Raw genomic sequence first — 24,251 nt, 5'->3', positions numbered from 1 at the left:
CCGGAGGGCCGCCCCGCGAGATGCGGGACGGCCCTCCGGTCAAGCCTGACGAAACGTCAATGCTCAGAGCTCATTGCTCAGCGCTCAGCGCTCACCCTTCACAGAGAGCAGGCTTCGCTAGCGCTCAGCGCTCACCCTTCACAGCGAGCAGGCTTCGCTAGCGCTCAGCGCTCGACCTCGCCGCGGATGAACTTCTCGACGTTCTCCTTGGCCTCGTCGTCGAAGTACTGAACCGGCGGGGACTTCATGAAGTAGGAGGACGCGGAGAGGATCGGGCCGCCGATGCCGCGGTCCTTGGCGATCTTCGCGGCGCGGACGGCGTCGATGATGACACCGGCCGAGTTCGGGGAGTCCCAGACCTCGAGCTTGTACTCGAGGTTCAGCGGGACGTCGCCGAACGCGCGGCCCTCGAGGCGGACGTACGCCCACTTGCGGTCGTCGAGCCACGCGACGTAGTCGGACGGGCCGATGTGGACGTTCTTGGCGCCCAGCTCACGGTCGCGGATCTGCGAGGTGACGGCCTGGGTCTTGGAGATCTTCTTGGACTCCAGGCGCTCGCGCTCGAGCATGTTCTTGAAGTCCATGTTGCCGCCGACGTTCAGCTGCATGGTGCGCTCGAGGATGACACCGCGGTCCTCGAACAGCTTCGCCATCACGCGGTGCGTGATGGTCGCGCCGACCTGGGACTTGATGTCGTCGCCGACGATCGGGACACCGGCCTCGGTGAACTTGTCGGCCCACTCCTTGGTGCCGGCGATGAACACCGGGAGGGCGTTCACGAAGGCGACCTTGGCGTCGATGGCGCACTGGGCGTAGAACTTGGCGGCGTTCTCGGAGCCCACCGGCAGGTAGCAGACGAGGACGTCGACCTGGCGGTCCTTGAGGATCTGGACGACGTCGACCGGGGCCTCGTCGGACTCCTCGATGGTCTCCCGGTAGTACTTGCCCAGGCCGTCGAGGGTGTGGCCGCGCTGGACGGTGACGCCGGTCGGCGGCACGTCGCAGATCTTGATGGTGTTGTTCTCGCTGTTGCCGATGGCGTCGGCCAGGTCGAAGCCGACCTTCTTGGCGTCCACGTCGAAGGCGGCGACGAAGTCGACGTCCTTCACGTGGTAGTCGCCGAACTGGACGTGCATCAGGCCGGGGACCTTACCGGCCGGGTCGGCGTCCTTGTAGTACTCGACACCCTGCACCAGCGAGGCGGCGCAGTTGCCCACGCCGACGATGGCTACGCGAACCGAACCCATTCCGGTTGCTCCCTGAATCTCATGAGGGTCGCCGTGGTGTGGCGGCACCTCGTTCCACATCTGTTCTGACTGTCTGACGGGCGCGCGGGGCGCCCACGCCTCGCCGCGAGCGGCGGCAAGGCCGGCGCGGTGCTGCTCAGCGCTCCGGTCAGGAGCGCCCCGGGCGGTCGTACGGTGGCCCGGGCGGGTCCGAGGACCCGGCGGCCGGACCATGGCCGTCCGAAGATTGCGGGGACGCGGAGTTGCGTCCGTTTCTGGTGGCGCGCTCGGTCTCGATCAGCTCGTTGAGCCAGCGGACCTCGCGCTCCACCGACTCCAGGCCGTGGCGCTGGAGTTCGAGGGTGTAGTCGTCGAACCGCTCGCGGGTGCGGGCGATCGAGCTGCGCATCCGCTCCAGCCGTTCCTCGAGCCGGCTGCGGCGGCCTTCCAGCACGCGCATCCGGACGGCCCGGTCGGTCTGGCCGAAGAAGGCGAAGCGCACGCCGAAGTGCTCGTCCTCCCAGGCGTCCGGTCCGGATTCGGCGAGCAGCTCCTCGAAGCGCTGCTTGCCCTCGGCGGAGAGCCGGTAGACGATCTTCGACCGCTTGCCGTTGAGCGCGGTGGCCGGGACGTACTCGACGTCCGGGTTGTCCTCGACCAGGAAGCCCTGGGCGACCAGGCTCTTCAGGCAGGGGTAGAGCGTTCCGTAGGAGAAGGCCCGGAACGAGCCCAGCAGGACGTTGAGCCGCTTGCGCAGTTCGTAGCCGTGCATCGGGGCGTCGTGGAGCAGGCCGAGGACGGCGAATTCGAGGACGCCGGAGCGTCGGCTCATACCGCCTTCCTCCTTCCGTAACGGGGTCCTGCTCTTCGGATGCCGGTCCGGCCCGCAAGGTATGCCGAACCGATGTGTCGCGCCGATGTATCGGCTCGATATATCGGCAACAGTAACCCTGGGTCACGGAAGGAGCAAGAGGGGCACGCGTAACCGCGATCACAAGGCCTTTGGGCAACGGGCATGTAATGAATCGAGGCCGGTTCGTCCTGGTTGGCTGCCAATGCCCGATTGGCGACCTGTCAGGGACCCGTACTCTGTCGCCTGGTGCACCCTGACCGAGAGGCTGCGGAGAGAATGAGCGAACACCGGCGCAGGTCGGCCAACCCCGGGGGCGAGGAGCCGCCCTCCAGGCGGGCGTCCGCCGGGCGTCCGTATGCCTACGGCAGCCCCGTCGAGGGCGCACCCGACTACGCGGGCGAGCAGGGCGGGCCGGCGTCCGGCCCCGGCCGCCCCGGTCCTGGGGCCGGCCCCGGTGGCCGCCGCCCGGCGCGCGAGACTGCCCAGCAGCCCCGGATGACCCGGGCGGAGATGCGCAAGCAGGGCCGCAAGGGCGGCGGTGACGGCGGATCGGAAGGCCCGCCGAATGGCCGGAACGCCGGCCGCAACGGCAAGCCGGGCAAGAAGCGGCTGATCGACTACCCGCGCTTCGGCAAGTCCGGCTTCAAGCGGTGGATGCCGTCCTGGAAGCAGGTGCTGAGCCTGTTCCTGATCTTCTTCGGTGGTGGCGTGGCCGCGATAGGCGTGGCGTACGCCGTGATCCCGGTGCCGAGCGCCAAGGACTCCATCAAGCTCCAGAACAACATCTACTACTGGGCCGACAACACCGAGATGGCCCGCAAGGGCGACACCAACAAGCAGTGGGTGGAACTCTCGGAGATCAGCCGCCCGGCCCAGGACGCGGTGATCGCGGCCGAGAACGAGACCTTCCGCACCGACAGCGGCATCGACCCCAAGGGCATCGCCCGCGCCGTCTACAAGATGGCGACCGGCGGCGAGACCCAGGGCGGTTCGACCATCACCCAGCAGTACGTGAAGAACGTCTACCTGTCCCAGGAGCAGACGCTCAGCCGCAAGGCAAAAGAATTCATCATCACGCTGAAGATCGCGGACGACAAGGACGGCATCCTCACCGGCTACCTGAACACCAGCTGGTACGGCCGCGGTGCGACCGGTATCCAGGCCGCTTCGCAGGCCTACTACGGCGTGGACGCCAACAAGGTGGACATCTGTCAGGGCGCGATGCTGGCCGGCCTGCTGAAGGGTGCGGCGCTGTACGACCCGACCCTGAACCAGGCCAACCACGACCGCATGCAGGAGCGCTGGAACTACGTCCTGGACCGGATGCAGGCGACCAAGGCCATCACGGCGGAGGACCGCGCCAAGTGCGGGCAGAAGTTCCCCGAGCCGATCGCGGTGAAGGCCCCGGCCAGTTTGAACGGCGAGGTCTCCTACCTGGTGGACACCGCCAACCAGTTCATCATGGCCAAGGACAAGACCATCACCGAGGCCAAGCTGGCCCGCGGCGGCTACCAGATCTACACCACCTTCGAGAAGGACAAGGTGGACGCCCTGAAGACGGCCGTGGACCAGGTCAAGGGCGAGATCCTGGACGAGAGCAAGCGTGAGGCGGACAAGTTCGTCCAGGTCGGCGCCGCCTCGGTGCGGCCCAACGACGGTGCGATCGTGGCGATCTACGGCGGCGACGGCATCGAGAAGGGCCACTACAGCAACAACGCGGACTCCAAGGTCCCGGTCGGCTCGACCTTCAAGCCGTTCGTGCTGGCCGCCGCGATGCAGTACGGCGTGCAGACCAAGAGCGGTACGACCCAGCTCAACCCGGACTCGCTGTACCTGGCGGACAACCTCTCGCCGATCTACCGGGACGGCAAGCCGCTGACCGGCGACGACGGCAAGCCCTACAAGCAGCGCAACGACAGCCCGGGTAGCCCCGGCTACGTCTCGCTGAAGAAGGCCATGCAGTACTCGTACAACGTCCCGTTCGTGCAGCTCGGCCAGGACGTGGGCGGCAAGACCGTGGAGAAGATGGTCACCGAGCTTGGGATCCTGCCCGGCAGCCTGGAGCCGTCCTCGACCCTCACCTTCCCGCTGGGCACCTCGCACCCGAGCTCGATCCGGATGGCCTCGGCCTACTCGGTGTTCGCGGCCCGCGGTCAGCAGACCGACCCGTACTCGGTGTCGAAGGTGATGCACGGCACCGAGGAGCTGCCGAACTTCGGCAAGCCCCAGCCGAAGAAGGCGCTGGAGCAGGCGGTCGCCGACAACATCACCGACGTGCTGGAGAACGTGGCCAAGAACGGCACCGGTAAGAAGGGGACCGAGTCGATCGGACGGCCGGTGGCCGGCAAGACCGGTACCACCGACGCCGGTACCTCGGCCTGGTGGGCGGGGTACACCCCGGACCTGTCCACCGCGGTCGGCATGTGGCGCGAGGAGGCCGGCAACCCCAAGCTGCTGTCGCTGAACGGCACCGCCGGCCACGACTCCGTGCACGGTGGTGACTTCCCGACCGAGATCTTCGCCCGCTACATGAAGATCATCATGAAGGGCAAGCCGGTGCTGGACTTCCCGAACCCGGCGCCGTGGGGCCAGGAGGTCGACTCCTCGGGTGCCCCGATCAGCCCGTCCGCCCCGGCCTCGACCTCGGCCTCCGCTCCGGCGGAGCAGTCGACCGGGCCGACCGAGCCGAGCACGTCGAAGTCCCCGGAGGGGCCGCTCTCGCCGTCGCCGAGCAACAGCTCGACCTGCCAGGGCAACGGCAACAACTGCGGTCCTTCCCGCTCGCCGAAGCCGAGCAAGAGCCCGAGCGAGAGCGCCAGCGGCAGCCCGAGCGCGCCGCCCGGAGGCGGCGGCGGTGGAGGAGGAACGGGCAACCTGTTGGGAATGATGGGCCAGTAGGTCAACCAAGAGGCCGGAAGCGGGATCCCGCTTCCGGCCTCTCCTTTCAGCCGGTACTGCCCCGAGTTGTTCGAGGAGACGAGTGATGCGCAGACGACCGCTGTTACTGGTCCTGGCCGGGGTGCTGGCGCTGGGTGTCGGCGTGCTGGTGGTGGATCCCCTGGTGCGTGAGCACCAACGGCGTTCGGCGGCGGCTGCCGAGGTGGTGGGGGCGGCGAAGGACTTCAGTGCCGCGGTGGCCGAGGCCGATGCCCGGCAGGCGGTCGGCATCCCCGATCTGGTGGAGCTGTCGGCCCGGATCCGGGCGCAGCGGCAGGGGCGCGGACAGGTCGGGGTGTTCACCTTCTGGCGGCACGGGGGACGAGCGGATCCTGACGTTCCAGGCCATGGCGGAGTACCAGGAGTGGCCGGATGTGATCGGTGTTTCGATGGAAAGCAGGTGCTACCGGCTGGCGTTGCGTCCCACGCCGCCCGCTCCGGCGGTGGAGCGACCGGGCTGTGAACCTCCGGCGGGGTGGACTCAGGAGCAGTAGCGGACGGTTCGTGCGGCAACACTCGCTCAGGCGTAGACCAGTGCGGCAGAATGCGCGCCATGACGTCCAGCCTGCGTGACGAGACCTCAGCGCCCGGACCGGCTCCGGCCGCGGGGCCGCTGCCGAACACCGTGGTGGTGCCTGCGGACGAGGACCCGGTGGCGGAGGCCGGCAGCGAGCTGCTGGGTGGTCCGCCCGGACGTCGGGCGCTGCTCGGGGTGTCCTGGTGGACGCCGGCGAGGTTCCTGGCGGTGGCCGTGATCGTGGTCTTCGTGCTGGGTCTGTTCCAGAAGGCGTCCTGCTTCCAGGACGGCTGGTTCTTCGGCGCCACCAGCCAGTACACGCACGCCTGTTACAGCGACATCCCGCACCTGTTCTCGGCCCGCGGTTTCGCCGAGGGGTCCCGTCCGTACCTGGACCCGATCCCGCAGCCCTCGGCGGACATGCAGTACCTGGAGTACCCGGTGCTGACCGGTCTGTTCATGCAGATCGCGGCCTGGCTGACCACCCACAACGGCGACATGATGAGCCGCGAGCAGTGGTTCTGGCTGGTCAACGCCGGAATGCTGATGATCTGCGCGGTGATCGCCGTGGTCGCGGTCTCCCGCACCCACCGCCGTCGCCCGTGGGACGCGCTGCTGTTCGCCCTCGCGCCCTGCCTGGCGCTGGACTCCACCATCAACTGGGACCTGCTCGCGGTGGCGCTGGCCGCGGTGGCGATGGCGTACTGGGCGGGGGCCCGGCCAGTGCTGGCTGGTGTGTTCATCGGTCTGGCGACGGCCGCCAAGCTCTATCCGCTGCTGCTGCTCGGTCCGCTGCTGGTGCTGTGTCTGCGGACCGGAAAGTGGCGGGACTTCGGGTTGGTGTTCGGCGGTACGGCCGGCGCCTGGCTGGTCGTCAACGTGCCGATCATGCTGGCCAACTGGAAGGGCTGGCTGACCTTCTACAGCTTCAGCCAGGTCCGCACCGAGGACTACGGCTCGTTCTGGCTGATCCTGATGCAGGCCGTCCGGAACGGGCAGCACCTGGAGACCCTGAACACCTGGATCGCCGTCCTGCTGGTGCTCTGCTGCCTGGCGGTCGGCTGGCTGGCGATCAGCGCGCCGCGCCGCCCGCGCTTCGCCCAGCTGGCCTTCCTGGTGGTCGCCGCGTTCGTGCTGACCAACAAGGTGTACTCGCCGCAGTACGTGCTCTGGCTGATTCCGCTGGCGGTGCTGGCCCGGCCGCGCTGGCGGGACTTCCTGATCTGGCAGGCCTGCGAGGTGCTGTACTTCCTCGGCATCTGGTCGTACCTGGCCTACAACGGAGACAACAAGCACCACGGCATCGACCTGCAGTGGTACCACTTCGCGATCGCCCTGCACCTGATCGGCACTCTGTACATCTGCTACCTGGTGGTCCGCGACATCCTCTACCCGGACCGCGACCCGGTGCGCTGGGACGGGAGCGACGACCCGTCGGGCGGTGTGCTGGACGGCGCCCCGGACCGGTTCGTGCTCGGCAGTGCCCGCGGCCTGCGCGAGGAGGAGAGCTACTCCGACTACGCGCCGCAGCGCGAGGTCGACTGGCTGGTCGAGGCCGAGCCGGGCCCCAAGTAGCCCGTGAACAAGTAGCCCGTGAACGCAGGAAGCCCGTCCGCCGTGAAGGCAGGCGGGCTTCCGGCGTTCCGGCAGAGCCTCAGCGTTCGACCACCCGGTCGAAGTGGGTGGTGGTGTGCCGGACCGCCAGCGACAGTTCGTCGCCGACCGCCGGCGGCTTGAGCTCGCCGGGCAGGAACAGGATCGACACCTGCATGTGCGGCGGTTCGGCGAACCACAGCTGCTTGCCCTGCCAGCTGTACGGGGAGAGCGTCCGGTTCATGGTGGCCAGGCCGGCCCGGGCCAGGCCCTTGGCGCGGGGCAGAATCCCGTTCACGTACTTGGGCGCCTCCAGGCCGACGCCGTGCGCGGTGCCGCCGCTGACCACCAGCAGGTGGCCGTCGGACGGGGCCTTGTGCTGCCGGTAGCCGTAGCGCTCGCCGCGGCCGATCGGGGTGACGTCCAGGACGGTGGCCCGGGAGGACATCGCCTGTACGTCGCCGAGCCACAGCCGGGTGCCGATCCGGGAGCGGAACTCGGTGTCGGGGTGGCGCTCGGCCAGCCGCAGCACGTCCTTGGCGGCCAGGTGGCTCAGGTAGACGGTGCGGTCGGGGAGCCCGGCCGCACCGATCGCCCTGACCCAGCCGGCGACCTCGTCCACCGGGTCGGAGCCGTCCGGCCGGTCCAGCGGCAGGTGCAGTGCGAAGCCCTCCAGCTCCAGGTGGTCGACCGGCAGTTCGGCCAGGTCGCGGAGCGAGATGCCGTGCCGTCGCATGCTGGTCATGCACTCGACCACCACGCGGGTGCAGGCGGGCAGTGCGGCCAGCGCCTCGGCGTGCGCGACCGTCCGCACCACCCGCTCGGCGGGCAGGTCCACCTCGGGCTCGCCGACCCGGTACGGGGTGAGCACCAGCAGGTCACCGGGGAAGGCGTCGGCCATCGCCGCCGCCTCGTCCGCGGTGCCGACGGCCAGCAGGGGGCTGCCCAGCCGGGCGGCCTCCTCGGCGAGCCGTCGGTTGCCGAAGCCGTAGCCGTTGCCCTTGGCGACCGGGACCAGCCCGGGGAACTCGGCCAGCAGCCCGCGCTGGTGCGCCCGCCAGCGGCCGCCGTCCACGTACATCGTCAAGGTCATCGCGTTTCCCTCGTAAAGGTCCGACGTTGTGCTCAGCGGCGCGACATGTAGAGGTCGAGCGCCTTGTGCAGCAGCTTGTTGAGCGGGTAGTCCCATTCCCCGAGGTACTCCGCGGCCTGTCCGCCGGTGCCGACCTTGAACTGGATCAGCCCGAACAGGTGGTCGTCCTCGTCCAGGGTGTCGCTGATGCCGCGCAGGTCGTAGACGCTCGCGCCGAGCGCGTACGAGTCGCGGATCATCCGCCACTGGATGGCGTTGGACGGCTTCACCTCGCGCTTGTGGTTCGCCGAGGCGCCGTAGGAGTACCAGACGTGCTCGCCGACGGTGAGCATGGTGGTGGCGGCCAGCGCCTCGCCCTCGTGGTAGGCGATGTAGAGCCGCATCCGGTTGGGGTCCTCGGCGGTGAGCGCCTTCCACATCCGCTGGAAGTAGGACAGCGGGCGGGGGGTGAAGTGGTCGCGTTCGGCGGTGATCACGTACAGCTTGTGGAAGACCGCGAGGTCCTCGTAGCTGCCCTGGACCACCTCGACGCCGGTCTTCTCGGCCTTCTTGATGTTGCGCCGCCACAGCTGGTTGAAGCCGCGCTGGACATCGTCCAGCGAGCGGCCGCCGAGCGGCACCTGGAACACGTAGCGGGGCTGGACGTCGCCGAAGCCGGCGCCGCCGTCCTCGCCCTGCAGCCAGCCGGAGCGGCGCAGGCGTTCGGCGGCCTCCAGGGCACGCGGCTCGGACCAGTCCGGTTCGACGTCGCGCAGCCGCTTGGCCTCCTTGGAGGCGATCGCCTCCTTGATGGTGGCGGCCTCCCAGCGGCGGACCACCACCGGCGGGCCCATCTTCACCGTGAACGCGCCCTGGGCCTTCAGGTGCGCCAGCATCGGCTTCAGCCAGCGGTCCAGGTCCGGGTCGAACCAGTCGATGATCGGGCCCTCGGGCAGGTAGGCCAGGTAGCGCTTCACCTTGGGCAGCTGGCGGTAGAGCACCAGGCCGGCGCCGACCAGCTCGCCGGAGGTGTCGAACCAGCCGAGGCTCTCGGCGCGCCACTCCGCCTTGACGTCCGCCCAGGAGGGCACCTGCATGTGGCTGGCAGAGGACCGGCTCTGCACAAAAGCCAGGTGTTCCTCACGCGTGATCGTCCGCAGACGCAGGCTCATGCTCCGTGCTCCTCCTCGTCAGGCTTTCCGAAGGTGACCCTATCGCCCGAATGGTCCGATTCGGGTGGGACGCGGTCCGACGTGGGTGTGCCCCCCCGTTCGCACCTGCTGGCACAGGTACTACTCCGGGAGGGCCTTGGGGGTTGCACGCTTTTGCCAGGTTCACCCTGCTCTGCCGCGCGCGGGCGTCACCACACGCCCCCGAAGAGTCCGCCGTGCGCCACGCCCAGGAACAGGCCGAACGCGGCGGCGCCGGTGCCGATCACCACCACGAAGCGCTCGGCGGTGGTGACGGAGACGAACAGGCCGATCATTCCGGTGATGACGCCGACCAGTCCGGCCCACGAGCTGAGCAGGTGCAGGTTGTGGAAGAACGAGGTGACGAAGGCGACCGCGCCGAGCAGCAGCGTCACCCCTACCAGGGCGTTCTCCCGCGGATGCGGGTTCCCGTCGGTGTTCAGGGTGAACTGCGGCCGGTGGACGTTCTGCGCCATAGGACCCACCTCCTGTGGTGGAGGGAACGTTCGTTCTGTCCAGATTGATACCGATATGGTCGAAATGACAACCGCGGACACCAGGCGTTTTGTCCGTCGGTCGGCTCACCCGGTAGGCTTGCCCCTCTGCACTGGTGTAGGGCGTGCCTGCATGCCCAGCGGCAGTGCCGACGCGCACAACCCTCCTGCCACGGAGAGACCGTGGCCGTTGAGTCCAAAGGAGGTGGGTTACACATGCGTCACTACGAGGTGATGGTCATCCTCGACCCGTCGGTCGAGGAGCGCGCTGTCTCCCCCCTGATCGAGAACTTCCTCAACGTCGTCCGCACCGGCGGCGGCAAGGTTGAGAAGATCGACACCTGGGGCCGTCGTCGCCTGGCGTACGAGATCAACAAGCAGTCCGAGGGCATCTACTCGGTCATCGACCTCTCGGCCACGCCCGAGGTCGTCAAGGAGCTCGACCGCCAGCTCAGCCTGAGCGAGTCGGTTCTGCGGACCAAGGTCCTGCGCCCGGACACCCACTGAGCCCACTTCCGGCGTTCGCGCCGGAGGGCTCGCGTCCGGTGTTCCACGTGGAACACCGCTGACGAGCACCGCAGAACTTCTTTCCGAGAGGTCATCACCACATGGCAGGCGAGACCGTCATCACCCTCGTCGGCAACCTCGTCGACGACCCCGAGCTGCGTTTCACTCCTTCGGGCGCCGCAGTGGCCAAGTTCCGCATCGCGTCGACTCCGCGGACCTTCGACCGTCAGACGAACGAGTGGAAGGACGGCGAAAGCCTCTTCCTCACGTGCAACGTCTGGCGTCAGCCGGCGGAGAACGTGGCCGAGTCGCTGCAGCGCGGCATGCGCGTGATCGTGCAGGGCCGACTGCGCCAGCGGTCTTACGAGACCAAGGAAGGCGAGAAGCGGACGGTCTTCGAGGTCGAGGTCGATGAGGTCGGCCCGAGCCTGCGCTCGGCGACCGCCAAGGTCACCCGCGCCAACCGCTCCGGCGGTCCCGGCGGCGGTGGCTTCGGTGGTGGCGGCGGCCAGCAGGGCGGCGGCGGGTACGGCGGCGGCAACCAGGGTGGCGGCAGCTGGGGTGGAAACCCCGGCGGCGGCAACCAGGGTCCGTCCGACGACCCGTGGGCGTCCAGCGCGCCCTCCTCGCCCAACCAGGGTGGCGGCAGCTGGGGTGGAAACTCCGGCGGCGGCTACTCGGAAGAGCCCCCGTTCTAAGCGGTGCGGGCCGGACCCCTCGCGGGTCCGCAAACGCTGACAGATCTCGTACTTAACGGAGCACACAATGGCGAAGCCGCCTGCTCGCAAGCCGAAGAAGAAGGTTTGCGTCTTCTGCAAGGACAAGGCCACTTACGTGGACTACAAGGACACGAACCTGCTGCGGAAGTTCATTTCCGACCGCGGCAAGATCCGTGCCCGCCGGGTCACCGGCAACTGCACCCAGCACCAGCGTGACGTCGCCACGGCCGTGAAGAACAGCCGTGAGATGGCCCTGCTGCCCTACACCTCCACCACGCGCTAAGAGAGGGTGACCGAACAATGAAGATCATCCTCACTCACGAGGTCCCCGGCCTCGGCAGCGCCGGCGAGGTCGTCGAGGTCAAGGACGGCTACGCCCGCAACTTCCTGGTCCCGCGTGGCTTCGCCATCCGCTGGACCAAGGGCGGTCAGAAGGACGTCGACGCCATCCGTCGCGCCCGGAAGATCCACGCCATCCAGACCCTCGAGGCCGCCAACGAGGTCAAGGCCAAGCTCGAGGGCCTGCAGGTCAAGCTGGCCGTTCGCTCCGGCGAGGCCGGCCGCCTGTTCGGCTCGGTGACCCAGGCTGACGTCGTGGAGGCCATCAAGGCCGCCAACGGCCCGGCCGTGGACAAGCGCGCCGTCGCGATCGGCTCGCCGATCAAGACCGTGGGCACCCACAAGGTCTCGGTCAAGCTGCACTCGGACGTTCAGGCCAACCTCGACGTCGCCGTCGTCGCTGCCTGATCTCGGCTGCACAGCTGACGAAGGGGCCGGACTCCACTCGGAGTCCGGCCCCTTCGTCGTGCGTGTGAAGGCCTGCGCCTTCGTCGTGCCTGCGTGGGTTCACGCCCGGACGGCGCCGGTCACCATCCAGCGGCCGGTGCGGAGCCGGCCGGTCAGGACGGCGGCCCGGCCCAGCATGAACAGGTTCATCGCCCACCACAGCCCGGCCAGGCCCAGGCCCAGCGCCGGTACCGCGAGGGCGGCGGGGGCGAAGAGCAGCAGGGCGGCCAGCATCCCCCAGGCAAGGAAGCGGCCGTCGCCGGCGCCCATCAGCACGCCGTCCAGCACGAACACCACGCCGCCGATCGGCTGGGTCAGCGCCGCCAGCAGCAGCACGGTGGACAGCTGCGCCCGGACCGTCGGGTCGTCGGTGAACAGCGGGATGTACAGCGGCCGGGCCAGCACCATCAGCAGGCCCAGCACCAGGCCCGCGCCGACGCCCCACTCGATCATCCGGCGGGTCGCCGCCCGGGTGCCCGGCAGGTCGCCGGCGCCCAGGTAGCGGCCGATGATGGCCTGCCCGGCGATCGCCACGGCGTCCAGCGCGAAGGCCATGAACGACCAGATGGTCATGGTGATCTGGTGGGCCGCGATCTCGCCGTCGCCCAGGCGCGCGGCCACCGCGGTGGCCAGCAGCAGGGCGGCGCGCAGGCTCAGGGTGCGCACCATCAGCGGGCCGCCGGCCCGGGCGGAGGCCTTGATGCCGGCCAGGTCGGGCCGCAGCCCGGCACCTTCCCGGCGGGCACCGCGGACCACCACGGCCACGTACACGGCGGCCATCGCGTTCTGCGCGATCACGGTGCCCCAGGCGGAGCCGGCCACCCCGAGGCCGGCGCCGTACACCAGGACCAGGTTGAGCAGCAGGTTGGCGCCGAACCCGCCGATCGCCACCAGCAGCGGGGTGCGGGTGTCCTGGAAGCCGCGCAGCACGCCGGTGGCGGCCAGCACCAGCAGCATCGCGGGCACGCCGAGGGCGCTGATCCGCAGGTAGGTGACGGCGTACGGGAGGGCGGTGGGGGAGGCCCCGAGCAGTTGGGCGGCCTGCGGGGCGAGGGCCAGCGTGAGCACGACCATGCCGGCGGAGAGGATCAGGGCCAGCCAGATCCCGTCGATGCCCTGCTGGACGGCGGCCCGGCGGTCGCCGGCGCCGATCCGGCGGGCGACCGCGGCGGTGGTGGCGTAGGCCAGGAAGACGAAGATTCCGGCGGCGGTGGTGAGCGCGGCGGAGGCGATGCCGAGGCCGGCCAGCTGGGCGGTGCCGAGGTGGCCGACGATCGCCGAGTCGGCCATCAGGAAGAGCGGTTCGGCGACCAGCGCGCCGAACGCCGGGACGGCGAGGGCGAGTATCTCGCGGTCGTGGCGGCGGGGTTCGGCCGCGGGAGCGGGACGGGTGGGCGTCGCTGGCATGGTGTCCACCCTACTCATCCACAGGTAATGATCGCTAGTGGGTTTTGTCTCTTACCGGACCTGTGGACGGACGGCGGATCGAACGGCAGATCGAACAGCTGGGCGGTCTTGTCCCCGGCTGTGTGAAGAATTTCTCATGCACAGGCAGTGGACGAGGTAATCGCAGGTCAGCGAGTTGACACCGGGGCGATCGTGTGGTTATCCACAGCGGTGTCCACAGGGTTGTGCACAGCTTTCCGGGGGTTCTCCACAGGCTGCGGAGAGTTGTCCACATGCCCTGTGGATAACCGTCTTGGAGGAACCGCCCGGCCCCCCGTACCGTGGCTCCGGACCAGACCCCGGTGGCCGTGCGACACCGCCCCGCACACAGCCGGAACTGTCGGCTCGGTGGCATATGAAAGACGCTCGGTGGCGTATGAAGGACAGGGCGCCAGCACCGGACAGGCCCGCACCAACTCGCACCAACCGCTGATCGGGGAACACGCGTGACCGGCCCCCAGTACGACGACCACGACGCCCCTCCGCCCCCGGAGGACGACTGGCAGCCGTCCGACGACGCCTTCCCGCTCGACGCCTTCCCCGACATGCCGGGCGACCGCCTGCCCGCCACCCGCCGTTCGAACAACGCCGGCGGCGGCTCCGGCGGGCAGGGCGGCGGCGGGGGCTTCCAGCGCCGGGACGGCGGCGGCAAGGGCGACCGCTTCCCCGGCAAGGGCGAGCGGCGCGACCGCGACGGCGAGGCCGCCCTCGGCGGCGCCGAGGGCTTCGAGCGCGTCCCCCCGCAGGACCTGGCGGCGGAGCAGTCCGTGCTCGGCGGCATGCTGCTCTCCAAGGACGCCATCGCCGACGTCGTCGAGGTGCTCAAGCCCGCCGACTACTACCGGCCCGCCCACGAGCTGATCCACGGCGCGATCCTCGACCTCTACGCCCGCGGCGAGCCCGCCGACCCGATCACCGTGGCCGGCGAGCTCACCAAACGCGGCGAGCTGGTCCGTGTCGGCGGCGCGTCCTACCTGCACACCCTGGTCAACTCCGTCCCGACCGCGGCCAACGCGGAGTACTACGCCGAGATCGTCCACGAGCGCGCCGTGCTGCGTCGTCTGGTCGAGGCCGGCACCCGGATCGCCGGCATGGGCTACGCCGCCGAGGGCGACGTCGACGACATCGTCAACCAGGCCCAGGCCGAGATCTACGCCGTCACCGAGCAGCGCACCAACGAGGACTACGCCCCGCTGGCCGACATCATGGAGGGCGCCCTCGACGAGATCGAGGCGATCGGCTCCCGGTCCGGCCAGATGTCCGGCGTCCCCACCGGCTTCGCCGACTTCGACCAGCTCACCAACGGCCTCCACCCCGGCCAGATGATCGTCATCGCGGCCCGCCCCGCCATGGGTAAGTCCACCCTCGCGCTGGACTTCGCCCGCGCCTGCTCGATCCACAACAACCTGCCGAGCGTGATCTTCTCGCTCGAAATGGGCCGCAACGAGATCGCCATGCGTCTGCTGTCGGCGGAGGCGCGGGTGGCCCTGCACCACATGCGGTCCGGCAATATGACGGACGACGACTGGACGCGGGTGGCGCGGCGGATGCCCGAGGTGAGCGCGGCGCCGCTGTACATCGACGACTCGCCGAACCTGTCGATGATGGAGATCCGGGCCAAGTGCCGCCGGCTGAAGCAGCGCAACGACCTGCGCCTGGTGGTCATCGACTACCTCCAGCTGATGCAGGCCGGCGGCTCGCGGCGGGCCGAGAGCCGCCAGCAGGAGGTCTCGGACATGTCCCGAAACCTGAAGCTGCTGGCGAAGGAGCTGGAGATCCCGGTGATCGCGCTGTCCCAGCTGAACCGTGGCCCCGAACAGCGCACCGACAAGAAGCCGATGGTCTCCGACCTGCGTGAGTCCGGCTCGATCGAGCAGGACGCCGACATGGTCATCCTGCTGCACCGCGAGGACGCCTACGAGAAGGAGTCCCCCCGGGCCGGCGAGGCGGACCTGATCGTCGCCAAGCACCGTAACGGCCCGACCGCCACCATCACCGTCGCCTTCCAGGGCCACTACTCGCGCTTCGTGGACATGACCCGCGACGTGACCTGACGGGCGGTCGGGGCCTGCCCGGGGCGGCGCGCCGTCAGAACCAGTGCAGGCAGTGCGGTTCGCGTTCGGCGCGGAACATGGCGTCGGCCTGGGTGGCGGCGGTCGGGTGGTGGGCGCGGATGTGGCCGGCTCGGGTGAGGGTGGTGGGGGTGGTGCCGCCGAGGTAGATCGAGCCGAGGTCGCTGATGTCCATGGAGAGGTCGGGCTCGCGGTCGGTGGGGGTGCATTCGGCGCGGCCGTCGCGGACGGTCAGCAGGTGGCGGGTGTGTTCGCCGAGGAACGGGTCGTCGACGTCGAGGACGAGTTCGCCGTCCGCGGACCATGCGCGGGCGGTGAGGGCGCGCGGGATGTCGAGCAGCCGGACCCAGAGCCAGTCGGTGTCCCCGCTGATCGTGCCGGCGTTGAAGTCGGTCAGCTGCCAGCGCAGCGGGTGGCCGGGCGGGAAGTGCCGGAAGGCGACGTCGGTGACCAGGTCGTGGCCGAGCAGGCAGCGGGCCAGCGCGGTGAACGCGGCGTCGTCGAGTGCGATGGTCTCGTCGACCAGCATGGCGAGCGAGTCGTCGAGGGAGTAGCTGGCGTACCCGTCCGGGGTGCCGTCGGCGTCCCGGTGCAGGGCGATATAGCGCTGGTCCGGGCCGGTCGGGGCGTGGCCCGCCTTCCGGGCCCACCAGCGGGGCGGGCGGGAGATCGCGCCGGGCTGGGTGCGGCGGTAGCGGTCGTAGATCTGTTCCACCAGCTCGCGGCAGTCGCTGAGCCGGAGCAGTTCGACGGTGCCGGGGGGCTCCTGGCCGGCCCGCGGCGGGGTGAGCGCGGCGCGGTGCCGGGGTACGGTCAGCCGCCGGGTGTAGGTGGCCGGGCCGTAGCCGAACCGCCGGTAGATCACCGCCTCGGAGGCCAGCAGCACCGACATGATCTCCCCGCGTTCGCGCAGGTCGGCCAGCTGGCGGCGCTTCATCGCGGTGAGCACGCCCTGCCTCCGGTGCGTGGGCAGCACGCCGACGCAGCTGATGCCGGCCACCGGCACGGTCGCCCCGCCGGGCAGCGTCAGCTCGAAGGAGTACGCGCACGAGGTGCCGACCGGCCGCCCCTCCTCGGTGACGGCGAGCAGCCCGCGCTCGGGTTCGAGTGCCGACCACCAGACGCCGGTGCCGTCCTCGGCCGGTGTGGTCGGGTGCTTCCCGAACGCGGCGAAAACGGTGTCGACGAAGACGTCGAGGTCCTTCTCGGTGGTGGAACGAATCTCCATGGCTGTGCTGCCTCCCCGCGCTTGTCGGCCAGATGCCCGCCCAAGTGCAAGCGGCGGCCCACTGCTGGGTCAAGCGAATTTGCGGCTGGTAGCCTCGCCCGCCGTGAGCGACGACGACGAACTGCGACTGTGCCCGCTGCCGGACGAAGTGTCGCTGCTGCTGGCCGAGTTGGCCGCGCCGCCGCGGCTGGTGGCGCACCTGCGGCTGGTGCACGACGTGGCGGTGCGGCTGGTGGACTGGTCGGCGGAGCACTGCCCGGGGCTGGAGTTCAACCGGGCGGCGGTGCTGTTCGGCGCGGCCACCCACGACATCGGGAAGGCCCTGCACCGCGCGGAGCTGTCCGGCCCAGGATCGGCGCACGAGCCGGCCGGACGGGAGCTGCTGCTGGCGGCGGGTGTCGCCCCGGAGCTGGCCCGCTTCGCGGCCGGCCACGCAACGTGGGGCCCGGACAGCGGAGTTGAGGACCTGCTGGTGTCCCTGGCCGACAAGGTGTGGAAGAACAGGCGCGTCCCGGACCTGGAGGACCTGCTGGTCGCCGCCCTGGTCCGGGCCGGCGGTGGCGAGCGGTGGGAGCAGTTCCTCGCACTGGACGAACTGCTCACCGCGATCGGCGACGGTGCGGAAGAGCGCCTGGCCCACCAGGCGCTCTTCCCGACGGCCTAGGCCAGCGTGACGGTGCTGCGGAAGACGCTCGCGCCCGGGCCGGTCAGCGTGGTCTCGGCGCCGTTCGCCGGCAGGAACGCCGACTCGCCCTGGTGGAGCGTCAACGTCTGTGCGCCGGAGGCGAGTTCGACGGTGCCGGCAGTGCAGAGCAGGATCTGCGGGGCGTCGCCGGGCAGCACGGCGGGCTGCTCGGCGAGGTCGTAGCGGGAGAGCCGGAACTCGTCGATCGGCACCGGGTAGAGCCGCTCGCCGTCCGCGCCGGGCTCGGGGCGGAGGATCTCGGGGCTGCCGCTCTCGAAGCCCACCACCTTCATCAGCTCGGGAACGTCCACGTGCTTCGGGGTGAACCCGCAGCGCAGCACGTTGTCGGAGTTGGCCATGATCTCCACGCCGGTACCGCGCAGGTACGCGTGCGGCAGGCCGGCGCCGAGGTAGAGCGCCTCGCCGGGCTGCAGGCGGACGTAGTTGAGCAGCAGGGCGGCGACCAGGCCGCGGTCGCCGGGGTACTCGGCGGCGGCGAAGGCGTAGCCGGCCATCGCGCCCGTCGGGTCGGACGGGGCGGCGGCGGTGACGGCGCGGGCCACGGCGTCCACGGTGGCCCGGCCCTGCTCGTCCGTCAGCGCGAGCGCCTCGGCGAGCGCGCCGGACAGCGCCTCGGCCTCCGGCTTGGTGCGCAGCAGGTCGATCAGCGGCTCCAGCCCAGGCACCTCCAGCGAGGCCATCAGGTCGGCCGCGTCGGCGGGCGCCCGGAAACCGCACAGGCCCTCGAACTCGCTGAGCGCGCAGATCAGTTCGGGCTTGTGGTTGTCGTCCTTGTAGTTGCGGTGCGGCGCGTTCGCGGGGACGCCGCGCTGCTCCTCGTCGGCGTGGCCGGCCCGGGCCTCGGCGCGGGTGGGGTGGGCCTGGATGGACAGCGGGGTGGCGGCGGCCAGCACCTTCAGCAGGAACGGCAGCGTCGGCCCGAACTGCGCGACGGCGGCGGCGCCCAGCTCGGCCGCCGGGTCGGCGGCGATCACCCGGTCGAGCGGCACCGGGCCGTTGCCGCGGTCGATCACCGAGGGCGCGCCGGGGTGGGCGCCCATCCACAGTTCGGCCTGCGGCTCACCGGTGGCGGGTCGGCCGAGCAGTTCGGGGATGGCGGTGGCCGAACCCCAGGCGTAGTCGCGGACGGTGTTGTCGAGCCGGTCCATCAAGTACTCCAAGATGCGTGCGGACATGCGTGCGCTGCGGTGGCCGGTGCGCGAGGACCACCGACAATAGCTGACGCAGTTGGCCGTCCGATGGTGCCAGGTGATCACTCTGCTGGGCGTGCCTACCCGGCGTCGGAGGGGGGTTCCGGGAGAGGGTGGACGGTAACCGGGGCCGATCGGTCCCGCCACCGAACACCGACCAGGGGAGCAACCGTGACCGCGTCACCGCCCGACGAGAACGCTGAGGGCCGTGGGGCGGGTGCCGCGCCGTCCTTCCGTCCGCTGGAGGTCGAGGTGTTCACCGGCCCGGAGAGCGCGTTCTTCGCCACCTCCAGCCTGATCATGGGCGAGCACACGGCGATCCTGGTGGACGCCCAGCTGACCCGCAGCGCGGGCCGGCAACTCGCGGAGTGGATCGCCGGCAAGGGCCGGCAGCTGCTGGCGATCGTCATCACCCACCAGCACCCCGACCACTACTTCGGCGCGGACGAGGTGCTCCGGCTGTTCCCCGCCGCGCGGCTGCTGGCCGCGCCCTCGGTGGTGGACGGCATCGCGCGGACCGCCGCGGCGAAGGTCGCGCAGTGGAAGCCGGTCTACGGCGACGACATCCCCGACCAGCCGCTGCTGCCCGCCCCGTTGCTGCCGCAGCCGCTGATGATCGACGGTCAGCTGATCCGGGTGCTGCCGCTCGGTCAGGCCGACTGCGCCGGCTCCACGGCGGTCTACCTGCCGAGCATCCACACCGTCATCGCGGGCGACTTCGTCTACAACGGCACCCACGTGTGGACGGCCGACACCGACCCGGCGGCACGCGGCCAGTGGTCGCACAACCTCAACCGGATCGCCGACCTGGCCGTGGACCGGGTGATCGCCGGACACCGCGCCCCCGGCATGGACGACGCGGCACACCGGGTACTCGGCTTCACCGCCACCTACCTGCGCGACTTCGACGAGGCCCTGGCCGACCACCCCCGGGACGCGGAGGCACTGGCCAACGCGGTGAACGAGCGCTACGGCGGCCTGACCCTGCCGGCCATCCTGGAACTCGGCGCGGCGGCGAACGTCGGCCGCGTCGACGCGGCGGTGCCGGAGGTCGGGCAGGAGGAGAACGGCATCATCGACGCGGAGATCGTCGAGGAGAGCGACGAGGACGATGCGGGCCCCGAGGGCGCCGCGGGCTCCGAGGGCGACGACGAGCGGTGACAGCGGCGATACTGCCCGGGTGACGCAGGACGACGCGGTGTACGACGCGGTGGTGGCGGCAGGCGGTGCGGGCCGGCGGCTCGGCGGCGTGGACAAGCCGGCCCTCACGGTCGGCGGCCGCCCGTTGCTGGACCGGGTGCTGACGGCCTGCGCGGGGGCCCGGCACGTTCTGGTGGTCGGCCCGTCGCGGCCCACCGAGCACCCCGGCGTGCACTGGCTGCGCGAGGACCCGCCCGGCGGCGGCCCGCTGGCGGCGGTGGCCACCGCAGTGCCCGAGGTGACGTCGCCACTGGTGCTGCTGCTGGCCGCCGACCTGCCGTTCCTGGACACCACGACGGTGGAGCGGCTGCTGGCCGCCGTCGGTGACGCCGACGGGGCCCTGCTGGTGGACGCCGAGGGCCGCGACCAGCCGCTGGCCGCCGCCTACCGCACCGCCGCGCTGCGGCGCACGCTTGCCGCACTGCCCGACCCGGCCGGTCGCCCCCTGCGCGCCCTGACCGGCGGCCTGCGCCTGGTGCGGGTGCCCGACCCGGCGGGCGCGTCCTTCGACTGCGACACCCCGCAGGAGCTGGCGGCGGCCCGGCAGCGGGCGGCGGGGGAACGCTGAGGCCGGCGGGCGCTCGGCGCACCCGGGGCATGTCCCGGGCGAGGTGCGGGGGCCCGCCGCAGCGCACCGGGTGTCGTCGGTGCGGCGGGAGGTGCGCTGCGTGGCGCTGCCGGGGGAAGCGGCCTGCGGCAGCCGGGATCGGGCAGCATGGGCGTCATGGAGCGCACATTGGACGAGTGGATGGCTGCGGCCGCGGCCGAGCTGGGGCTGGACCTTGCGGTGGACGTCCGGGGCCTGTTGGACATGACCCGGGTGGTGGCGCACGGGGTGGAGCGCCCGGCGGCGCCGTTGACGGCGTTCCTGGTGGGGTACGCGGCGGCGCTGAAGGGTGGTGGGGCGGCGGCGGTGGCCGAGGCGTCGGCGAAGGCGACGGCCCTGGCGGAGCGCTGGGCCGCCGAGACGGACGGTCCGGCGGAGCGGTGAACGGCGGGGCGGGCAGCGGGACGGTGGATCCGGTCGGCGAACCGGTGCTGTCGCCGGGTGCGGCCACCTTGCGCGGGTGCCCGTGGCCGGTGGCCCGGCGTACCGCGTGGGCGGCGGCGCGTCCGCTGCCGGTGGAGCGGGTGCCGCTGGCGGTCGCGGCCGGGCGGACCCTCGCCGAGCCGCTGGCCGCGCTCACCGACCTGCCCGCGTTCGACACGTCGGCGATGGACGGCTGGGCGGTGGCCGGGCCGGGGCCGTGGCGGCTGTCCGGCCGGGTGCTGGCGGGCCAGGACTGCGCCCCACTGGCGGACGGCGCGGCGGTGGTGATCGCCACCGGCGCCCAGCTGCCGTCCGGCGCCACCGGGGTGCTCCGCCGCGAGCGCGGGCGGGTGGCCGAACTCCCGGACGGCACGGCCCAGTTGCGCGGCGAGGTCGGCCCGGGCCAGGACGTCCGGCCGCGCGGGCAGGAGTGCCGGCGGGGCGAGGAACTGCTGCCCGCCGGGCTGCCGGTGACGCCGGCGGTGCTCGGCCTGGCGGCCGCGTCCGGGCACGACCTGCTGGCAGTGCGCCGCCGTCCGACCGTCGAACTGCTGGTGCTGGGCGACGAGTTGCTGACGGCGGGGCTGCCCGCGCCGGGCCGGGTGCGGGACGCGCTGGGTCCGCTGCTGCCGCCCTGGCTGGCCGCCGCCGGGGCCGAACTGCTGGGAAGCCGCCACGTCCGGGACGACTTCGGGCTGCTGCGGGACGCGGTCCGGCACTCGCCGGCCGACCTGGTGCTCACCACCGGCGGGACGGCCGCCGGGCCGGTGGACTTCCTGCACGCCGCGCTCGAGGCCACCGGCGGCCACCTGCTGGTGGACGGGGTGGCGGTGCGGCCCGGGCATCCCATGCTGCTGGGGGCGCTGCCGGGCGGTCGACACCTGGTGGGCCTGCCGGGCAATCCGCTGGCGGCCGTCGCGGGCACCGTCACGCTCGCGCTGCCGCTGCTGTACGCCCTGTCCGGACGAACTGCCGCCGTCTCGACCGGCCCGCTGGCCGCCGCGCTCCCCGGACACCCGACGGACACCCGCCTGCACCCCGTCCGGCACACCCCGTCCGGCCTCGCCCCACTGCCGCACGACGGCCCGGCGATGCTGCGCGGCCTGGCCCGGGCGGAAGCCCTGGCCGTGGTCCCGCCCGGCGGCCTGGCGGCGGGGGAGCACGCCGAGGTGCTGCCGTTGCCCTGACCGGCCGGGCGGATGTTTCACGTGGAACCGTGGAACCGGGTGGGTCAGGACGGGACGGGGGCGCCCGGCTTGATGACGATCAGGCGGTCGGTGAGCTGGAGGACGGCCGCCTCCGGTTCGGTGTAGTTGAGGACCCGGCGGCCGCGGACCACGGCCACCACCAGGTCGGGGAGTTCGCGGGGGCTCAGGCCGGCTTCGGCCTTGGTGACGGGGCGTTCGGCGACGTCCAGGCCGTTGCCGTAGGTGAGCAGGTCCTCCATGACGGCGCCCGCGTTGGGGCTGAGCATCGACATGCCGAGCAGGCGGCCGGCCGAGCTGGAGGAGGTGACCACGACGTCGGCGCCGCTCTGGCGGAGGAGGGGGGCGTTCTCGTCCTCGCGGACGGCGGCGACCACGGTGGCGCCGCGGTTGAGCTGGCGGGCGGTCAGGGTGATGAGTGCGGCGGTGTCGTCGCGTTCGGGGGCGACCACCACCTGGGCGGCGCGGGGCAGTTCGGCGCGCATCAGGGTCGCGGTGCGGGTGGCGTCGCCGAGCACGCCGACCAGGCCGTCGTGGGTGGCCTGGTCGATGGCCCGGGCCTGCGGGTCGACCACCACGATGGAGTCCTTCGGGACGCCCTGTCCGAGCAGGGTGTCCACGGCGCTGCGGCCCTTGGTGCCGTAGCCGATGACGACGGTGTGGTCCCGCACGGTGTGCCTCCAGCGTTCGATCCGCCACTGCAGGCGGGTGCGTTCGGTGAGCACTTCGAGAGTCGTGCCGACCAGGATGATCAGGAAGACCACGCGCAGTGGCGTGATCACGAAGATGTTCACCAGCCGGGCGCTGTCGCTCACCGGGGTGATGTCGCCGTAGCCGGTGGTGGAGAGGGTGACGGTGGCGTAGTACGCCGCGTCGAGGAAGCTGACCGAGCTGTTCGCGTTGTCGTTGTAGCCGCCGCGGTCGGCGTAGACGATCAGCGTGGTCGCCACCAGCACGCCCAGGGCCAGCAGCAGGCGGCGGCCGACCTGCCGCGTCGGCGGGCGGGTGCGGCGGGCGGGCAGGGCGATCCGGCGGGCGGGGTCGGTGTCTTCGGCGCCCTGGTCGCGGAAACGACTGAGCGTCAGACGGGACGGCCGGGCACCCGGGTCGGTGGGCGGGTTGGAGTTCGACACAGGCACAAGAATGAGGGGTGCGGACGTCACCGACCGACCCCGGGGGCGGAGTGTCGCCACCCTGTCCAGTGCCGGTGCCGGCCCTTGACGGACTGCCGGTTGACGGCGGGGGGAAGGGGTGCCCCAAAGGCGGAGGCGTAGCGTGGCGGCCATGCGAGCCATCACGATTCCCGAGCCCGGTGGTCCCGAACAGCTGGTCTGGGCCGAGGTGCCCGATCCCGTTCCGGCGGCCGGCGAAGTGCTGGTCGAGGTTGCCGCCACCGCGGTCAACCGGGCCGATCTGCTGCAGCGTCAGGGCTTCTATGATCCGCCGCCCGGCAGTTCGCCCTACCCGGGGCTGGAGTGCTCGGGCCGGATCGCCGCGCTCGGCCCCGGCGTGGCCGGCTGGTCGGTCGGCGACGAGGTGTGCGCGCTGCTGGCCGGCGGCGGTTACGCCCGGCAGGTTGCCGTGCCGGTCGGTCAACTGCTGCCGGTTCCGAAGGGGTTGACGCTGGTGGAGGCTGCCGCGCTGCCCGAGGTGGCCTGCACGGTGTGGTCGAACGTCTTCCAGGTCGCGCACCTGCGCCCCGCCGAGACGGTGCTGCTGCACGGCGGGGCGAGCGGCATCGGCACCATGGCGATCCAGCTGGCCAAGGCGGTCGGTGCCCGGGTCGCGGTCACCGCCGGCAGCCCGGAGAAGCTCGCCAGGTGCGCCGAACTCGGCGCGGACGTGCTGATCGACTACAACAAGCAGGACTTCGTCGCCGAGATCGCCGCGCTCGGCGGGGCCGACGTCATCCTCGACATCATGGGCGCAAAGTACCTGCAGCGGAACGTGGACGCCCTCGCGGTCAACGGCCGGCTGGTGGTGATCGGCATGCAGGGCGGCATCAAGGCCGAGCTCAACCTGGCCACCCTGCTGTCGAAGCGCGCCGCCGTGATCGCCACCAACCTGCGCGGGCGGCCGCTCGCCGAGAAGGCGGCGATCGTCGCGGCGGTGCGCGAGCACGTCTGGCCGCTGGTCGAGGCGGGCGTGGTCCGGCCCGTGGTGGACCGGGTTCTGCCGATCACCGACGCCGCCGAGGCGCACCGCGTGGTCGAGGCCGGTACCCAGGTCGGAAAGGTCGTCCTGGAGGTGTGATCCCGGGGCCCGAGGCGGCGGAAATGC

At 71.3% G+C, this 24,251-nt stretch carries 21 protein-coding genes and 2 pseudogenes; 13 read left to right on the top strand and 10 right to left on the bottom strand.

Annotated features, from left to right (window positions below; genetic code table 11):
• Positions 1 to 164 precede the first annotated feature (164 nt).
• Together ACFYS8_RS12935 and ACFYS8_RS12930 are read right to left on the bottom strand one after the other, a co-directional pair.
• Positions 165 to 1,247, bottom strand: a complete 1,083-nt coding sequence (locus ACFYS8_RS12935; protein WP_043915344.1) for an inositol-3-phosphate synthase — start codon at positions 1,245 to 1,247, stop codon at positions 165 to 167.
• A 148-nt stretch (positions 1,248 to 1,395) separates the two neighbouring features.
• Positions 1,396 to 2,058, bottom strand: coding sequence for a helix-turn-helix transcriptional regulator (locus ACFYS8_RS12930; protein WP_387639781.1), 663 nt, complete (start codon positions 2,056 to 2,058; stop codon positions 1,396 to 1,398).
• 297 nt (positions 2,059 to 2,355) lie between these two features.
• Between ACFYS8_RS12930 and ACFYS8_RS12925 the strand changes: the two genes are divergently transcribed.
• Complete coding sequence (locus tag ACFYS8_RS12925) at positions 2,356 to 4,977, top strand: transglycosylase domain-containing protein (RefSeq protein WP_387639778.1); 2,622 nt, start codon at positions 2,356 to 2,358, stop codon at positions 4,975 to 4,977.
• A gap of 103 nt (positions 4,978 to 5,080) precedes the next feature.
• Here ACFYS8_RS12925 and ACFYS8_RS12920 read toward each other — a convergent pair whose 3' ends face one another.
• A complete protein-coding gene (locus ACFYS8_RS12920) occupies positions 5,081 to 5,332 on the bottom strand; it encodes a hypothetical protein (RefSeq protein ID WP_387639776.1) in 252 nt (83 codons plus the stop codon).
• Positions 5,333 to 5,569: 237 nt separating this feature from the next.
• On the opposite strand from ACFYS8_RS12920, the gene ACFYS8_RS12915 reads away from it, so the two are divergent.
• Positions 5,570 to 7,108: a glycosyltransferase family 87 protein gene (locus ACFYS8_RS12915; protein WP_387639773.1), complete on the top strand. Its 1,539-nt coding sequence runs from the start codon at positions 5,570 to 5,572 to the stop codon at positions 7,106 to 7,108.
• Positions 7,109 to 7,187: 79 nt separating this feature from the next.
• Here ACFYS8_RS12915 and ACFYS8_RS12910 read toward each other — a convergent pair whose 3' ends face one another.
• From ACFYS8_RS12910 to ACFYS8_RS12900, 3 genes are all read right to left on the bottom strand, one after another.
• Positions 7,188 to 8,219, bottom strand: coding sequence for an alanine racemase (locus tag ACFYS8_RS12910; protein ID WP_387639771.1), 1,032 nt, complete (start codon positions 8,217 to 8,219; stop codon positions 7,188 to 7,190).
• 32 nt (positions 8,220 to 8,251) lie between these two features.
• Positions 8,252 to 9,370, bottom strand: a complete 1,119-nt coding sequence (locus tag ACFYS8_RS12905) for a lipid II:glycine glycyltransferase FemX (RefSeq protein WP_387639769.1) — start codon at positions 9,368 to 9,370, stop codon at positions 8,252 to 8,254.
• Positions 9,371 to 9,558: 188 nt separating this feature from the next.
• Positions 9,559 to 9,864, bottom strand: a complete 306-nt coding sequence (locus tag ACFYS8_RS12900) for a hypothetical protein (RefSeq protein ID WP_387639767.1) — start codon at positions 9,862 to 9,864, stop codon at positions 9,559 to 9,561.
• A gap of 234 nt (positions 9,865 to 10,098) precedes the next feature.
• Between ACFYS8_RS12900 and rpsF the strand changes: the two genes are divergently transcribed.
• The 4 genes from rpsF to rplI all read left to right on the top strand — a co-directional run bounded on the left by rpsF (position 10,099) and on the right by rplI (position 11,855).
• A complete protein-coding gene (gene rpsF / locus ACFYS8_RS12895) occupies positions 10,099 to 10,389 on the top strand; it encodes a 30S ribosomal protein S6 (protein ID WP_387639765.1) in 291 nt (96 codons plus the stop codon).
• A gap of 101 nt (positions 10,390 to 10,490) precedes the next feature.
• Positions 10,491 to 11,087, top strand: a complete 597-nt coding sequence (locus tag ACFYS8_RS12890) for a single-stranded DNA-binding protein (RefSeq protein WP_387639762.1) — start codon at positions 10,491 to 10,493, stop codon at positions 11,085 to 11,087.
• Between the two features lie 67 nt (positions 11,088 to 11,154).
• On the top strand, positions 11,155 to 11,391 hold the full coding sequence (gene rpsR, locus ACFYS8_RS12885) for a 30S ribosomal protein S18 (RefSeq protein WP_030457605.1): 237 nt from the start codon (positions 11,155 to 11,157) through the stop codon (positions 11,389 to 11,391).
• A gap of 17 nt (positions 11,392 to 11,408) precedes the next feature.
• Positions 11,409 to 11,855, top strand: a complete 447-nt coding sequence (rplI, locus tag ACFYS8_RS12880) for a 50S ribosomal protein L9 (protein WP_387639760.1) — start codon at positions 11,409 to 11,411, stop codon at positions 11,853 to 11,855.
• Positions 11,856 to 11,954: 99 nt separating this feature from the next.
• Here rplI and ACFYS8_RS12875 read toward each other — a convergent pair whose 3' ends face one another.
• Positions 11,955 to 13,301 carry an MATE family efflux transporter gene (locus ACFYS8_RS12875; RefSeq protein ID WP_387639758.1) on the bottom strand — a complete coding sequence of 449 codons (1,347 nt, stop codon included), beginning with the start codon at positions 13,299 to 13,301 and terminating at the stop codon, positions 11,955 to 11,957.
• Positions 13,302 to 13,885: 584 nt separating this feature from the next.
• Here ACFYS8_RS12875 and dnaB point away from each other — a divergent pair.
• Positions 13,886 to 15,394 (top strand): replicative DNA helicase, encoded by a 1,509-nt coding sequence (gene dnaB / locus ACFYS8_RS12870; protein WP_387640710.1) that lies wholly within the window; start codon positions 13,886 to 13,888, stop codon positions 15,392 to 15,394.
• A gap of 34 nt (positions 15,395 to 15,428) precedes the next feature.
• On the opposite strand, the gene ACFYS8_RS12865 is transcribed toward dnaB, so the two are convergent.
• A complete protein-coding gene (locus ACFYS8_RS12865; protein ID WP_387639755.1) occupies positions 15,429 to 16,640 on the bottom strand; it encodes a GNAT family N-acetyltransferase in 1,212 nt (403 codons plus the stop codon).
• A 103-nt stretch (positions 16,641 to 16,743) separates the two neighbouring features.
• Here ACFYS8_RS12865 and ACFYS8_RS12860 point away from each other — a divergent pair, with 103 nt between their 5' ends.
• Positions 16,744 to 17,304 (top strand): HD domain-containing protein, encoded by a 561-nt coding sequence (locus ACFYS8_RS12860; RefSeq protein ID WP_387639753.1) that lies wholly within the window; start codon positions 16,744 to 16,746, stop codon positions 17,302 to 17,304.
• Here ACFYS8_RS12860 and manA read toward each other — a convergent pair.
• On the bottom strand, positions 17,301 to 18,494 hold the full coding sequence (gene manA / locus ACFYS8_RS12855) for a mannose-6-phosphate isomerase, class I (RefSeq protein ID WP_387640707.1): 1,194 nt from the start codon (positions 18,492 to 18,494) through the stop codon (positions 17,301 to 17,303). The genes ACFYS8_RS12860 and manA overlap by 4 nt on opposite strands.
• Positions 18,495 to 18,707: 213 nt before the next feature.
• Between manA and ACFYS8_RS12850 the strand changes: the two genes are divergently transcribed.
• The 4 genes and pseudogenes from ACFYS8_RS12850 to ACFYS8_RS12835 all read left to right on the top strand — a co-directional run bounded on the left by ACFYS8_RS12850 (position 18,708) and on the right by ACFYS8_RS12835 (position 21,953).
• Positions 18,708 to 19,697, top strand: coding sequence for an MBL fold metallo-hydrolase (locus tag ACFYS8_RS12850; protein ID WP_387639750.1), 990 nt, complete (start codon positions 18,708 to 18,710; stop codon positions 19,695 to 19,697).
• A 52-nt stretch (positions 19,698 to 19,749) separates the two neighbouring features.
• Positions 19,750 to 20,286 (top strand): annotated as a pseudogene (locus ACFYS8_RS12845) (molybdenum cofactor guanylyltransferase); the annotation flags it as partial.
• Positions 20,287 to 20,469: 183 nt separating this feature from the next.
• Positions 20,470 to 20,727, top strand: a pseudogene (locus tag ACFYS8_RS12840) (DUF6457 domain-containing protein); the annotation flags it as partial.
• A gap of 23 nt (positions 20,728 to 20,750) precedes the next feature.
• On the top strand, positions 20,751 to 21,953 hold the full coding sequence (locus ACFYS8_RS12835) for a molybdopterin molybdotransferase MoeA (RefSeq protein WP_387640705.1): 1,203 nt from the start codon (positions 20,751 to 20,753) through the stop codon (positions 21,951 to 21,953).
• A 44-nt stretch (positions 21,954 to 21,997) separates the two neighbouring features.
• On the opposite strand, the gene ACFYS8_RS12830 is transcribed toward ACFYS8_RS12835, so the two are convergent.
• Positions 21,998 to 23,104, bottom strand: coding sequence for a potassium channel family protein (locus ACFYS8_RS12830; protein ID WP_387639748.1), 1,107 nt, complete (start codon positions 23,102 to 23,104; stop codon positions 21,998 to 22,000).
• 151 nt (positions 23,105 to 23,255) lie between these two features.
• Between ACFYS8_RS12830 and ACFYS8_RS12825 the strand changes: the two genes are divergently transcribed.
• Positions 23,256 to 24,224, top strand: a complete 969-nt coding sequence (locus tag ACFYS8_RS12825; RefSeq protein WP_387639745.1) for an NAD(P)H-quinone oxidoreductase — start codon at positions 23,256 to 23,258, stop codon at positions 24,222 to 24,224.
• The last annotated feature ends 27 nt before the right edge of the window (positions 24,225 to 24,251 follow it).

The sequence above is a fragment of the Kitasatospora sp. NPDC004615 genome (assembly GCF_042873545.1).
Taxonomy (GTDB): Bacteria; Actinomycetota; Actinomycetes; order Streptomycetales; family Streptomycetaceae; genus Kitasatospora.
The sequence above is the reverse complement of the archived record's forward strand: the minus strand, read 5'-3'. Positions and strand labels throughout refer to the sequence as shown.

What these genes read in the sequence shown, in the direction of transcription:
- ACFYS8_RS12890 (WP_387639762.1), top strand. Translation starts at nt 10,491, where the DNA reads ATGGCAGGCGAGACCGTCATCACCCTCGTCGGCAACCTCGTCGACGAC.
- rplI (WP_387639760.1), top strand. Translation starts at nt 11,409, where the DNA reads ATGAAGATCATCCTCACTCACGAGGTCCCCGGCCTCGGCAGCGCCGGC.
- ACFYS8_RS12930 (WP_387639781.1), bottom strand. Translation starts at nt 2,058, where the DNA reads ATGAGCCGACGCTCCGGCGTCCTCGAATTCGCCGTCCTCGGCCTGCTC.
- ACFYS8_RS12910 (WP_387639771.1), bottom strand. Translation starts at nt 8,219, where the DNA reads ATGACCTTGACGATGTACGTGGACGGCGGCCGCTGGCGGGCGCACCAG.
- ACFYS8_RS12935 (WP_043915344.1), bottom strand. Translation starts at nt 1,247, where the DNA reads ATGGGTTCGGTTCGCGTAGCCATCGTCGGCGTGGGCAACTGCGCCGCC.
- ACFYS8_RS12905 (WP_387639769.1), bottom strand. Translation starts at nt 9,370, where the DNA reads ATGAGCCTGCGTCTGCGGACGATCACGCGTGAGGAACACCTGGCTTTT.
- rpsF (WP_387639765.1), top strand. Translation starts at nt 10,099, where the DNA reads ATGCGTCACTACGAGGTGATGGTCATCCTCGACCCGTCGGTCGAGGAG.
- ACFYS8_RS12915 (WP_387639773.1), top strand. Translation starts at nt 5,570, where the DNA reads ATGACGTCCAGCCTGCGTGACGAGACCTCAGCGCCCGGACCGGCTCCG.
- ACFYS8_RS12875 (WP_387639758.1), bottom strand. Translation starts at nt 13,301, where the DNA reads ATGCCAGCGACGCCCACCCGTCCCGCTCCCGCGGCCGAACCCCGCCGC.
- ACFYS8_RS12825 (WP_387639745.1), top strand. Translation starts at nt 23,256, where the DNA reads ATGCGAGCCATCACGATTCCCGAGCCCGGTGGTCCCGAACAGCTGGTC.
- rpsR (WP_030457605.1), top strand. Translation starts at nt 11,155, where the DNA reads ATGGCGAAGCCGCCTGCTCGCAAGCCGAAGAAGAAGGTTTGCGTCTTC.
- ACFYS8_RS12900 (WP_387639767.1), bottom strand. Translation starts at nt 9,864, where the DNA reads ATGGCGCAGAACGTCCACCGGCCGCAGTTCACCCTGAACACCGACGGG.
- ACFYS8_RS12925 (WP_387639778.1), top strand. Translation starts at nt 2,356, where the DNA reads ATGAGCGAACACCGGCGCAGGTCGGCCAACCCCGGGGGCGAGGAGCCG.
- manA (WP_387640707.1), bottom strand. Translation starts at nt 18,494, where the DNA reads ATGGACCGGCTCGACAACACCGTCCGCGACTACGCCTGGGGTTCGGCC.
- ACFYS8_RS12865 (WP_387639755.1), bottom strand. Translation starts at nt 16,640, where the DNA reads ATGGAGATTCGTTCCACCACCGAGAAGGACCTCGACGTCTTCGTCGAC.
- dnaB (WP_387640710.1), top strand. Translation starts at nt 13,886, where the DNA reads ATGCCGGGCGACCGCCTGCCCGCCACCCGCCGTTCGAACAACGCCGGC.